Here is a 13,671-nt window from a genome sequence, read left to right on the forward strand (position 1 = left end):
AATTTTAATAAACTACCGGCGGGTCTTGTTTGATTCCCTTTCTCCTCATGGCTGAATCTTATTTTGCTGATCAAACTTTTAAAGGTGTAAAGTCCATACAAATAGGAGATTTTGAAAATTGTCACTTCATAAACTGTATCCTGCCAAATTCAGATTTATCCGATATCAGTTTTGTTGAATGTGAATTTGAGAATTGCGATTTCAGCTCATCTAAGCTCTACGACACCTCTTTCAAATCAGTATTCTTTATTGAATCCAAACTGGTAGGTTTGCGATTTGAAGAGTGCAATGAATTTCTATTTTCAATTGATTTCCGGAGCTGCTACCTAAACCTCTCCTCTTTTTACCAGATGAATCCTCAAGGAATTTCATTCCGGGAATGTAATCTAAAAGAAGTGGATTTTACAGAAGCAGAACTGGCTGAGACCCTATTTGAAAAATGTAATCTCAACTCAGCCATCTTCAAAAATACCAATCTTGAAAAAGCTAACTTTAGATCTGCTTACAATTTTCTGATCGATCCTGAAATCAATAACATTCAAAAAACAAAGTTTTCCTTGATGGGATTACCCGGATTATTAGACAAGTATGATCTTGAGATAGAATAAACCTTGATGCTCTTCACTTTCATCTACACCATAAGTTTGATGATTTCGGAATTTGATATTTGAAATTTTCCCTAATGTGCCTCCAGCCAATTCTCGCCAATTCCGGCTTCTACCTTCAGCGGTACATCAAGTTCAAAAGCTGATTCCATCATCTCTTCAATTTGATCCGGAACTTCATCCATTTCACTCTCGTGGATCTCAAAAATCAGCTCATCATGAACCTGCAAAAGCATTCTGCTTTTCTTTTCATTCTCTTTTAACCAGTGATGAATATTGATCATCGCCAGTTTGATGATATCCGCAGCTGTGCCCTGTATCGGCATATTAATCGCCGTACGTTCGGCAAATCCGCGCACATTCCAATTTCCAGATTTGATATCGGGAATATAACGCCGGCGGCCCATTAATGTTTTTACATAGCCATGCTCGCGGGCAAACGCCTTTGTGTCGTTGATATAGTTCAGAATATTCGGGAAGCGCTCAAAATACTGATCAATCATCTCTTTCCCTTCGCTGTTTTCAATACCTAACCGTGATGCCAGCCCATATGCACTCACTCCATAGGGAATCCCAAAATTCACCTCTTTGGCTTTGCGCCGGTGATCGGGAGTCACATCATCAATCGAGTCGAGGTTAAAAATCTCTTTTGCCGTTCTGGAGTGGATATCTTCATCATTCATAAATGCTTCAATCATCGCATCATCTTTAGAAATATCAGCAATTACCCGAAGTTCCACCTGGGAATAATCAGCAGACATGAGTTTAAACCCATCTTCAGCTATAAACGCCTTCCGAATTTCACGTCCGCGTTTCGTACGAATCGGGATATTTTGAAGATTCGGATTCGATGATGCCAGCCGCCCAGTAGCAGTTACCGTTTGGTTAAATTCAGTATGGATGCGCTCTGTTTCCGGATTGATAAGCGCCGGGAGGGCATCCACATACGTTGATTTCAACTTTTTTAACTGACGATAATCCAGTATAAGACTGGGTATCTCATATTTAACTGCAAGCTTGGTTAATACCGATTCTGCCGTGGAATACTGTCCGGTTTTTGTCTTCTTCCCTGCCGGCAGCTCAAGCTTTTCAAAAAGTATTGTACCGAGCTGTTGCGGAGAGTTGATATTGAACTCTTCACCTGCTTTTTCATAAATTTCTGTTTCAAGTTTTTTCAAATCCTCAGCCAACTCTTCCGAGAATTGTGTAAGCATTTCTTTGTCCAGCCTCACCCCCTCGTACTCCATATCTGCCAGGATTTCCATCAACGGAAAATCCACTTGATAGGCAATCTCTTCCAACTCATCTTTTTTAAGCTGCTCGTTCAGTATTTCGTACAATCGAAGCGTGATGTCCGCATCTTCGCATGCATACAAATAAATATCGTCCACATTCAGGTCTGCCATCGACTTTTGCTTCTTCCCTTTACCAATCAACTCTTCGATGGATACAGGTTTGTAATTTAGCAAGCCTTTTGAAAGTTCATCCATTTTTAACTTTTGGGTGGCATCCACAAGATACGCAGCTACCATCGTATCAAATGCTTTCCCACTGATCTCAATCCCCGCCTTCGATAACATCATGTAATCGAACTTGTAATTATGCGCTATTTTTGTTGAATCGGAATTTTCAAATATTGGCCTGAGCAGTTCAAGAACTTCTTCCTGATTCAATCCTTCCTCAACATTTACGGGTATGTAATATCCCGATCCCGCTGTTGCCGAAAAGGAGATCCCCACAAGTTCTGCCGATACCGGATCGGGACTGTCTGTTTCTGTATCAAAACAGATCTCTTTTTTACTTTTTAAAATATCAACGACTTTTTTAACCCGATCTATGGTGTTGACCAATTCATAACTAACCTTTTCCTCATCCAACTCCTGCTTTGGCGCTTCCTCTTTAAATGATCCAAAAAGATCCACCTGGTCACCATTTTTTTCAGCGACAGGTCCCTCCTCACCAAGATATTTTTGAGTGAGTGTTCTAAACTCCATTCGCTTGAAGAAAAGGCCCAATTCTTTTTTATCGGCACCTTCCCACTCCAGGTCTTCCCAGTCTTGTACATCAGGTACATCTGTTTTTATTGTAACCATCTCTTTTGCCTGGAGGGCCTGATCAGCAAAATCAGTTAACCCTTCGCGGGCTCTTTTTCCTGAGATGTTTGGAGCATCTTCTATCGCCGCTTCCAGTGTTCCATATTTTTTGATCAGTTTGGGAGCCCCTTTTTTCCCAATTCCGGGCACGCCGGGAATATTATCGGATGTGTCTCCAATCATCGCTAATACATCAATCACTTTCTCAGGATATACACCAAAATAATCCTTCACCCCCTCCCTGTCTATGATATTAAAACCCCCATTTTTATTATCGGGTTTCATCATTTTTATATGATCGTGAACCAATTGCATAAAATCTTTATCCGGAGTGACCAACATTACATCTACATCGTCTGCATTGGCACCATTTGCTATTGTCCCGATAATATCATCCGCCTCAAATCCATCTTGCTCGATATTTGGTATTCCCCACGCCTTGAGCATCTCTTTCATCAGTGGTATTCCAACTTTAAGTTCTTCCGGTTGTGGCGGGCGATTAGCTTTATACTCTTCATCAATTTCGTGCCTGAAGGTAGGTTCATGAGTATCCCAGGCCACTGCTATGTGCGTTGGTTTATCCTCCTCCAACATTTTTTCAACTGTATTGGCAAAGCCCAAAATTGGCCCGGTTGGAATTCCCTCTGAATTTTTTAATCGACTGTTGATAAATGCAAAATGTGCCCTGTATGCAAGAGCCATTCCATCGAGTAAGAAAAGTTTCTTTTTTGACATTTGTATTCTTTTAAAACCTGATTTTTTGTTCAATATCAAGAGACCTGACAGAGTGTTTCCGCTCTTTGGAAACTCCTGTCAGAGTCTGGTAATTCTTCAACATCTATACAACTCTGACAGGACTTCGCTTTGCTCAGACTCTGACAGGTTGTATACAAACAACCATGAAGCGTGCGATGGCTCCTACAAGAGTTTTTTTGTAATTATTTAGAACTATTCAAGGACCTTCGGACTCTTGAAGGTTCTCCTTAATTCAAGGCCGGCCCACTCTTTCAACTGTTGAATCTCCTTCGCCCATCGGTCTGTATTTGGTGTTTCCAAAATCAACGGAATTCCATCAAACCGGATATCTTCCATAATTAGCTTGAAAGGAGTCCAGCCAATCAAACCATCACCTAAACTTTCATGGCGATCCACTTTAGAGCCGAGTTCCTTCTTTGAATCATTCAAGTGCATACCCATTAATTTGTCGAATCCAACAATCTGTTCAAACTGAGAAAAGGTCTCTTCAAACCCATCCCCGGTGGAAAGATCATATCCTGCTGCAAAGGCATGAGCCGTATCAATACAAACACCTACCCGATCTTTTTGATCAACTTTGTCAATCATACCGGCAAGATGTTCAAAACGGTAGCCCATATTCGTTCCCTGTCCGGCTGTATTCTCAATAACCGCGTTCACAAATTCGGTTTTATCGAGTGCTTCGTTAATCGACTCTGCAATAATCTTAATGCAATCTTCTTCGCTGATCTTATTCAGATGGCTTCCCGGATGAAAATTCAATTTTTGAATCTCCAACTGTTCACACCTTTGTAGTTCATCCAGAAAAGCATTTCGGGATTTGGTCAACCCCTCCTTTTCCGGGTGCCCAAGATTAATCAAATAGCTGTCATGCGGCATCACAGCTTCCATTGAAAAATTATAGTTATTACACTCCTCTTTAAATCCAGTAATATTTTCTTCTGATAATGGTTTTGCTTTCCACCTGCGTTGATTCTTTGTAAAAAGCGCGAAACCAGTTGCCCCAATTTCATGTGCCCGTTCGGGTGAGTTTTGTACACCACCGGCTGCGCTTACATGTGCTCCAATATATTTCATTCAATTAAATTCAGTTATAATTTTGGAACAAAATACGAATGACAACCGGCTTCCTGAAATTAAATCAATTGTGTATCTGTTAGATAAGCACAATACAAATTTGCAAATCATAAAAAAAGAATCTACAATAATAATTGATTCGATTTCCGGTATAAACCAGATGAAATCTTATGAGCACTAAACAAAGCGATATTTCACCCCGCAGATCAAAAATTATTGATGTACTCAAGGAGGCAGGAGAAGAGCTTCAAATCCGGGAAATTGTAAAAAGAACCGATCTTGACTATAACAATGCCCGAAGTGCTCTTTCTGAAATGACATCAATGGGATTAATTGAGAGAGTACACCGCGGTGTGTACGACCTTCCTGAACGTGTTCAAAAAAAAGAGATAGAAAATCCGGATCATCCCATTCAAAAAATTCTCCAAAACCAGCAAATTCTCAAAGTCTTATTGAATACGGTAATCACAAATAAAGCTTTAATGGAAGCTTTGCTGCTTGGACAGCAAGAGATTATCCAGGCGCTTCGTACCATAAGTTCTAATAACGAGGAAGACGAAGAAGCGATTAAAAACCTGGAAGAGGTGTTTGCCAAACGAATTGAGTGGCATTTTGATGTTGCCGCCGAACAGGTTACTGCCCAATACACAAAACTTCCTGAAGAAGTTTTTGATGTACTTGTTGCCCCCCTTACTCGAGACAAAGATTCCAAAAACAAAATGTGGGATCGGCTGAAAAATAAAGAGTCCAAAAAGAAAAAAGACCGAATGAAGAAAGCAGATAAGTCAGGATAAAATCCCCTTTCTGAGCCATTAAATCCCACCTTAAGTATCAAATTCTAAAAACAATTACTTTTGATCTATTAGTTCAGTAGACAATTGACAGTAGGCAACTGTTACTTTGCCTACTGTCAATTGTCAACTTTTTCCGCGAACACCTGTACCTACACTGTCAACCTCTTGTCCATTGCATCCTGTAACCTACCTCCTGCCCGATAGTTTTTCTCAATTTTTTGATACAGAATTAGTATCATGTTTGGGAATTTGAACCAACCCGATCTACTCCTTGAAAATAAAAATACCGCATACTCTTGCTCTTCTCTTTTTATTGATGATTGCCGCGCTTGTACTCACATGGATCGTGCCATCTGGTCAATTTGAAGCAACCGTGAATGAAGCTGGACGAGAAGTTGTGATTCCCGGATCGTACGAAACAATTCCTGATAAGGAGTATTTGCCGATTACGGCTCTTTTCACTGCTATACCACGAGCATTTGCGGATGCACAGGGAATTATTTTCTTTGTGCTGATCATTGGTGGTTCGCTCGCCGTTATTCGGGAAACCGGGGCGATTGATGCTCTTCTCGGTAAAGTTCTGAACCGTTATGGCAAACAACCCGGGCCACTCCTCTTTGTAATGATGATGGCTTTCGCCGTAGCCTCTGCTACACTTGGAATGGCGGAAGAGTATATTCCATTTGCCATCATTTTGGTTTCGCTCTGTATTGCTCTGAACATGGATGCCATTACGGCAATTGGAACAATGGTTGTTGGCTACGGAATTGGTTACGGAGTTGCCATTCTCAATCCGTTTACACTTCTGATCGCCCAGGATATCGCGGAGCTACAACCAACATCCGGGATGTGGTATCGGCTCGTTATTGCGGTTCCGCTTTTAATTGTAGGTTTTCATCACGTTTGGAGTTATGCCAAAAAAGTACGCAATAATCCCGATTCCAGTTTAATGAAAGACATTGAACAGGATGAGCATGAGATCATTGAATATCCGAATATGGATGTCAGGAAGATGATTGTTCTTGGATTAACCATTGCCGCACTCATTCTGGTAGTGGTGGGAATCGGTTTGTGGCACTGGTACATTATTGAACTTGGAGCCGTTTTCTTTGCACTGGCAATATTTGCAGGATTATTTGGGGGGATGGGAGTCAATAATACAGCATCTGTATTTTCTAAAGGAGCCGCAGAACTAACCGGTACTGCCCTGTTAATTGGCTTCGCACGCTGCATCGCTCTCTTGATGGAAGATGGTGAAATCCTCCACACGGTTGTAAACGGACTGGCCACTCCCCTCTCCTATGCCGGGGCAGAAATTGCCGGTATCGGTATGCTGTTCGTCCAAAGTATTCTAAACTTCTTTATTCCTTCAGGAAGCGGACAGGCATTCGTCACGATGCCCTTAATGGCTCCAATCGGTGATATTGTTGGAGTTTCGCGACAGGTTGCCGTCTTATGTTACCAGCTTGGTGACGGATTAATGAATATGATCGTTCCCACCAACGCCGTCTTAATGGGCATACTCGGCCTGGCAAACATTCCCTATGAACGCTGGTTCCGGTTTATCTATCCGCTGATAATTAAATTGATGGTGATTTGTTCGATCGCAATCGCTGTTGCGGTATGGATTGGCTATTCGTAAATCCCCTTAATTGTCAGTAAACGTATCACTGGTTTTCAGACTCAATTTGTTCTAAAAGCACCTCAACAGCTTTTTTGAGTTGAGTATCTTCACCTGTTCGATAATCTGGAGTGTTATCTACTTCATAATCAGGCACAGCACCTCCGAAGTCCATATTTTCATCTGAGTTCTTCACATACCAACCACGGAACGGCAATCGAATTAATGATCCATCAATAAGTCTTGCTCCACCCGTTGAAATAACGGCACCAAACGTTTCAACCCCCACAAGTGAACCAATTTCAAGACTCTTGTAAGCGTGAGAAAAGATCTCTGCATTTGAATAGCTGCTCTCATTTGCGAGTGCAATGGATGGTTTTGTCCAGGCAGACAATGGTAAACGTTCCGAAAATGGATAATAGTCACGGAACTCACTCTTATTTTCACTTAGATTATCACTGGCCCCTCTCGGAATGGTGTATGCGTGCTGTTCAACATTTAAAACAGTCATCAGGTAATCTGTAGTCCAGCCACCGCCATTGTAACGAACATCAATCAGAATTCCATCTTTGCCATAACCCGATGCCATTAGCTCCCGTTCAAAACGTTCAAAACTTGGCATATTCATCCCCCGGATGTGAATGTATCCAAGACGCCCGTTGGAATATTCTTCCGTTAATTTCCTGCGTTCCTCCGTCCACTGCTCGTACAAAAGATCGCTCAGCGAATTTGTGGGACGAATAACCACTTCAGTTTCCTCTCCCTCACGGATTATATCCAATAAAATTTGATCCTCAGCAGTATTGTTGAAATGCTTATAGAAATTTTCTGCCTGGGTTAATTCTTTTCCATTCACATGAGTAATCACATCTCCGGCATATAATTTACTGTGTTCACGATCCGCAGGCCCGTTTGGAATGACATGAACTATTTCCATGCCATTATCTGCGGGTTGAATTTCGGCCCCCAGTAACCCGGTTTGATTTTGCTGCGTTTCGGCCCGGTCATCACCATACATTCCCATATGACTTGCATTGAGCTGTCCCAACATCAGGTTAAACATATACCTAAAATCTGTGATTGTTGAAGCAGCCAATGTCAGCGGTTCATAGATCTCCCGTAGTTCCCTGAAGTTCTGTCCGTGGAAATCCGGATCATAAAAGCCCATATTCAAAATACTCCAGGCTTCCTCGAACATCTGTTGCTTCTCTTGTTCAAAGTCTCGTTCCATCTCAGCATTAAATGCTACCATTTCAGCATTTTCGCTCGCAATATCGAGTTGAGCCAATCTTCCATTACTGATATAAAACAGGGATTCTCCATCATTTGAGATAGTCAGATTTTCAGGTGATGCTCCGCCCCTTGTAACTTGCTTCAATTCTTGTCCATCCCATTTAACTTTGTAGAGATCCGATTGATCACTTTCTATAGAAGACCCTGTGAAGTAGATATATTCCCCGTCAGAGTCAAAAACAGGAGTGAACTCATTTCCACTTGCACGAGTCACCTGCATCAGCCGGTTATGAATTTCATCCAGGTCGATATCAACAACAACCTCTTCATCTTCGCTGTTCTTTTCCTCATCCTCAGTTGCTTCCGAAGAATCAAAATAAAGTCCTTCCTCTAAATCATTTTGTGTTTTATCCCAATCATCTTCATTCAACCAGGCAAACCAAACATCATAATCCTGGTTATTTCTCTCGCTAACAAACGCAAGCTTCTTACCATCCATACTCCAGTGCGGCATAGAATCTCCTTTGGGATGCATACTCACATTTACCGGTTCACCTTCACCATCAGCAGATCGAATAAACACCTCAGTGTTGAAATAAAGGTCATCCTGATTATAAGCAAACCATTGTGAGTCGGGACTCCAGGCTACATTCTCCGGCAAATTCCACCACTCATCGTGCAGCACTTGTTGATTGGAGATTGTACCGGTCTCATCAATATCAGCCAGAATAAATTCCGATCCACTTATATAGGTGATACGCGTACCATCCGGTGAGATTACCGGGTTTCTCTCGTCAGCTTCTGTATCTGTAATATTCCTTACCTGATGCTTCAGTGTTTCAAGCAGCATGGGTTTATTCTCATCCGTAGAAGCTGCTGCGTATAGTTCATAATTTCCGGTTCTGTCTGATACAAATACCAGTGTCGAATCATTTAACCAGGATGCATCACGATCTCTGTAGCCATGTTGAGAAATATTTCGTGTTTTTGATTTTTCAGAATCATTTTCGGTCACAAATATTTCACCGTGGATACCCAATGCCGAATATTTTCCATTTGTAGTAACTGCAAACTCCGTTAAATCTGATGATTTTGACATTGCTACCACCGGATCAAATCGGTAATCTCCTGTATGATTTAATTCCAATACTTCTGAGGATTGGCCTGATGCCCTATAAACCAATCGACCCCCGGAAGTATAAACGATATCGCCGTCCTCAGAAAGATCAAAATGACGAACTCCAAAATCTCGCTCGTTTGTCATCTGCTCAGTATTTGAAATAGATCCGTCATCATTGAGATTTAGCCTCTTCACATTATATCGGCCTCCTTCAGAACTTATATACCACAACGTATGGTCATCCTGCCAGCGGGGCATATAATCATTTCCATTAAAGGTTGTAAGCTGAATAAAATCTCCCGATTCCATATTCATCAGCCAGATATCCAGATTAGCTGAGCCTCGATAGGCTTCTCTTGAGATTCTGCATGAACCTCTCACAAATGCCAGCCACTCACCATTTGGCGATAATGTTGCAAACTCACCGAATGCATCCGAAATCCGGAAAGGTGTTCCACCATTTTCATCAACACTATAAATTTCGGAATCCCACTCTACGGCATTGAAATCACGTTCTGTAATAAATATCAAATTTCCATTTTGCCAGTCCGAAATCATATCATCACTGCTTCGCCAGGTTATTCTTTGCACATCGCCACCTGCAACCGGAACTTTAAAAATGTCATCATTTCCATATCGGTCACTGCTGAACGCAATTTCATCTCCTGCCTGGTTAAATGTTGGATTCGACTCATATCCCTCGTGAATTGTTAATCGTCGGGGTTCTTTTTGATCGAGATCAACAAACCAGATATCTCCTTGTAAACTATAACTGAGCAAGTTTCCATCCGGTGAAATTGCAGGATTCCTGTAGATCTGTTGCCCTAAACTTTGATGACTAAAAAAAATTAGAAATAGAGAGGTGATCAGAAACGTAAAATGAGATTTCTTCATCATATAATCGTTGGATAATTGCAATAAATAGTAAATAAAAGGTAAATATTTTCTTAAAAATATTAGAACCCGGTTTAAAAACCCACTCGCATGAATACAGTCCTGTAGCAAATCGTTCTTGGTAGACAAAGCAATTCTTCACCTGAGGTTTTCAGACGGATCCCAAAAGTGCTTTTCAATATCAGTGGTGTATTCTTCTTTGAAATCAACTCCCTCCTGTTCTAATCGCTCTTTCATAGAGTCACCGGGAAAATAGGACCTGCCTGTTAATTGTCCTAACCGATTGACAACTCTGTGAGCCGGATACTGTTCTCCCTCTGCTGATATCAAATTGTTCAAGGCATATCCTACCATCCTGGCACCCGACCGAACGCCCAGATAACCTGCAATGGCTCCGTAGGTGGTCACTTTCCCCGGCGGAATTTCCGCTACAACATCATAAACTCTCTGATAGAAATCTTCACGATTCATTCTGGTGTTATCTGCGGCCAAATTTTCGTGTCAGAAATTTAATAATTACCCAATTCATCCTATTCCAACCCATAATATTTTTTCAAACGATCATATAAAAGTTGGAATGTTTTATCACGATCAATGTCTGAACATCTCAGTAGTGTCCCATTAGTATCGTAAAAATTATAGTCCATATAATGCGTAACTGTTGGTGCAACTGACTCTTGACATGTTGCAATTTCAGGATCAAGTAAAGCGGCCATATCCCCAAGATCAAAAAACCCTTTATTCGGATCCATAAAATAATCACTATTGTACCGGTACTCATGTAAATATTCTCCAAGATCACCATGGGGTTTTACCTTTCTCTCCGACTCCTCCATTGTTATACTGAGGTGAGTTCCCGTATCAAAAAGAACAAGAGGTAATGGTGAATGAAACATTATTCTGGAAGCACGTATATCTCCCTTTATGTTAAAGTTATGAGCTCTGAATGGCCATGTATTCTCTGTTCGGGCATGCCAGTACATTATCACTTTGTCTTTAATTTTTGGCTCTTTTAAGTACGCCGATGCAAGATCAGTCGGGCTGCCCAAGCCGATTACCCACAACGGATTTTCTGATGATCCAGTCATTGCTCGTTCAATAATAAAATCAACCCCCTCCGATTCACTGGGTTCAAAAACGTACTGCATGGGATGGCCTCCGCGCAAAATTGGGATCTCTCCTTCCATACCTGCTTTTTCTAAAATTGTGTGGGCTTCTTCAAATGAGTTTTGAATGCTCTCAGGTCCAGATCCACTGTAATAACTATCATGATTACTTGTAACAATTCCTTCTATATCAAACCGCTCCGGTGATAGAATAGCCAAAGAAATTGCCCATATATCATCAATTTCATTTGTTACATCACTCACAATGATTACTCTTATCTTTTCATCTTTTGCCGGTATTTTAGGTGTAACTTTCTTTTCACTATAATACAAACTTCGCTGGGCTTGTACGTTTTTGGTGGGTAATATTAATAAAAAAGGAAGTACAAAAAATATGACAGTTGGGATATTTATTCTATTCATTCTACTTAAATTAGTTTTCAAGTAATCTTTCTTTATCATTGTCAACCTTCAATATTATTCTGAAAAAATCCAGTAGTTCTTATTTTTAAATGAATACTTTTTTCAAATAACTCATCTATTTACAATTTTTTTATGAAATATTTTAAATCTACAATTGGCCTAATTCTACTTCTTATTTTAAGCATAAGCTGCATTGATCAAACAAACGACCGCACAGAAAATGCTTTCCTGTTTGAAGAAATTACTATAAGTAATCTTCAACAGGGGTACACCAGTAACGACTTCACAATCAAGGAGGTCGTTCAAGCCTACCTCAATCGAATTGAACAAATTGATCAAAGCGGTCCCGCCTTAAACGCAATGATCTATCTGAATCCAGATGCCATTTCAGTAGCTGAAGAATTAGATCAAGAACTTCAAAATGGTAACTCTCGAGGTCCTCTTCATGGAATTCCTATTGTGTTAAAAGACAATATCGATACTTCTGATATGCCCACCACCGCAGGATCGCGATTCATGGAAGGGTCAATACCCCCGGATGATGCCTTCATCGTGCAGAAACTGCGAGACCAGGGAGCCGTTATCATTGGTAAAGCGAACCTGAGCGAATGGGCCAATTTCCACAGCGATTTTTCATCCAGCGGATGGAGCGGATTAGGCGGACAGACCAAAAATCCGTACGATATCACCCGCAATCCATGTGGTTCAAGTGCCGGTTCGGGAGTGGCAGCTTCCGCAAACCTGGCTGCAATTGCCATTGGTACAGAAACAAACGGTTCGGTTGTCTGTCCCTCCAATGCCAATGGAATTGTTGGAATGAAGCCTACAGTTGGATTGTGGAGCCGAGACGGAATTATTCCCATCTCCTATCATACCGACAGTGCCGGCCCAATGGCCCGAACTGTTCGGGACGCTGCAATTCTGCTGGGTGCGCTGGCGGAGTCTGATCCAAATGATCCGATTACAGAACCGAGTAACCAAAACAGGCACGAGGATTACACTCAATTTTTGAACGAAAATGGTCTAAAAGGAAAGAGAATTGGGTTTTATACCGGTCCCATGGGAAATCACTTTCGTGTTGATACTCTCATGAACCAGGCCGTTGATTTCTTTGAAAACCAAGGAGCTGCAATTGTTGAATTAGAAGAGATAACTGAAGAAAATATTGGCGGAGATGCATTCCAGGTTTTACTGTATGAATTTAAAGACGGCTTGAACAAATATTTTGCATCTCTCGGTGAAGATGCGCCGGTATCGAGTATTGAAGAACTTGCAGAATTAACAAAAGAGACTCCGGTTGAAACCGAACGTTTCGACAGAAGTTTAATCACAATGGCAGCAGAGAAAGGAGATCTCAATTCTGAAGAGTATCAAAACGCACTTGAACGAATGTTAACGGAGAGCCGGGAAAACGGTATGGACCGGGTGATGGATGAACATAACCTGGATGCCATTATTTCTCCAACAGGCTCACCCGCCTGGAAAACCGATTTGATCCTTGGGGATAATTTTTCACTCTCTTCAAGTTCTCCTTCAGCCAGGGCTGGCTATCCAATTATAACTGTCCCGATGGGAGATATTGAAGGATTGCCGGTCGGTCTTTCCATTTTTGGAAGAGCCTGGAGTGAACCGGTTTTGCTTGAAATTGCTTTTGCTTATGAGCAGGGAACTAAACACCGGATTGTACCAAGGTTTGAGGAATAATTTGACTCTCATATCAAAAATCTTCTAAGATACGTCCCGAAAATTTTAGGTTTACTAAACGTTTTTCTTAAAGTGTCCCCTTTCCCCTCGTACCGTAGGTCCCCTTCGGTACGCCCCACTGAAGCTCCGCTTCAAAACCAACGGCCAGCAAGCCGTTTTACCGGATTTTATATCCACTCTGTAGAAAAACATCTACTTTTCTGATCACAAAAAATTAATCTTTAGCTGTTCAAATTATTGCTTAG

General features: G+C 41.3%; 9 protein-coding genes. 4 read left to right on the forward strand and 5 right to left on the reverse strand.

What is annotated here, in order from left to right; translation table 11 throughout:
• Positions 1–47: 47 nt before the first annotated feature.
• Positions 48–608: a pentapeptide repeat-containing protein gene (locus tag U5K72_12245; protein ID MDZ7719579.1), complete on the forward strand. Its 561-nt coding sequence runs from the start codon at positions 48–50 to the stop codon at positions 606–608.
• 71 nt (positions 609–679) lie between these two features.
• On the opposite strand, the gene polA is transcribed toward U5K72_12245, so the two are convergent.
• A complete protein-coding gene (gene polA, locus U5K72_12250) occupies positions 680–3,433 on the reverse strand; it encodes a DNA polymerase I (protein ID MDZ7719580.1) in 2,754 nt (917 codons plus the stop codon).
• Positions 3,434–3,646: 213 nt separating this feature from the next.
• Complete coding sequence (nfo, locus tag U5K72_12255) at positions 3,647–4,531, reverse strand: deoxyribonuclease IV (protein MDZ7719581.1); 885 nt, start codon at positions 4,529–4,531, stop codon at positions 3,647–3,649.
• A 170-nt stretch (positions 4,532–4,701) separates the two neighbouring features.
• On the opposite strand from nfo, the gene U5K72_12260 reads away from it, so the two are divergent.
• Both U5K72_12260 and U5K72_12265 read left to right on the forward strand, forming a co-directional pair.
• Positions 4,702–5,325, forward strand: a complete 624-nt coding sequence (locus tag U5K72_12260) for a hypothetical protein (protein ID MDZ7719582.1) — start codon at positions 4,702–4,704, stop codon at positions 5,323–5,325.
• 271 nt (positions 5,326–5,596) lie between these two features.
• On the forward strand, positions 5,597–6,967 hold the full coding sequence (locus tag U5K72_12265) for a TIGR00366 family protein (protein ID MDZ7719583.1): 1,371 nt from the start codon (positions 5,597–5,599) through the stop codon (positions 6,965–6,967).
• 25 nt (positions 6,968–6,992) lie between these two features.
• On the opposite strand, the gene U5K72_12270 is transcribed toward U5K72_12265, so the two are convergent.
• The 3 genes from U5K72_12270 to U5K72_12280 form a co-directional block, all read right to left on the reverse strand.
• Positions 6,993–10,196, reverse strand: coding sequence for a S41 family peptidase (locus U5K72_12270; GenBank protein MDZ7719584.1), 3,204 nt, complete (start codon positions 10,194–10,196; stop codon positions 6,993–6,995).
• A gap of 135 nt (positions 10,197–10,331) precedes the next feature.
• Positions 10,332–10,664 carry an MGMT family protein gene (locus tag U5K72_12275; protein ID MDZ7719585.1) on the reverse strand — a complete coding sequence of 111 codons (333 nt, stop codon included), beginning with the start codon at positions 10,662–10,664 and terminating at the stop codon, positions 10,332–10,334.
• A 59-nt stretch (positions 10,665–10,723) separates the two neighbouring features.
• Entirely contained in the window at positions 10,724–11,722 is a 999-nt protein-coding gene (locus U5K72_12280; protein MDZ7719586.1) for a nucleoside hydrolase, read from the reverse strand.
• 132 nt (positions 11,723–11,854) lie between these two features.
• Here U5K72_12280 and U5K72_12285 point away from each other — a divergent pair, with 132 nt between their 5' ends.
• Positions 11,855–13,426, forward strand: a complete 1,572-nt coding sequence (locus U5K72_12285; GenBank protein ID MDZ7719587.1) for an amidase — start codon at positions 11,855–11,857, stop codon at positions 13,424–13,426.
• Positions 13,427–13,671: the final 245 nt, after the last annotated feature.

Source organism: Balneolaceae bacterium, from assembly GCA_034521495.1.
Classification (GTDB): Bacteria; Bacteroidota; Rhodothermia; order Balneolales; family Balneolaceae; genus Rhodohalobacter.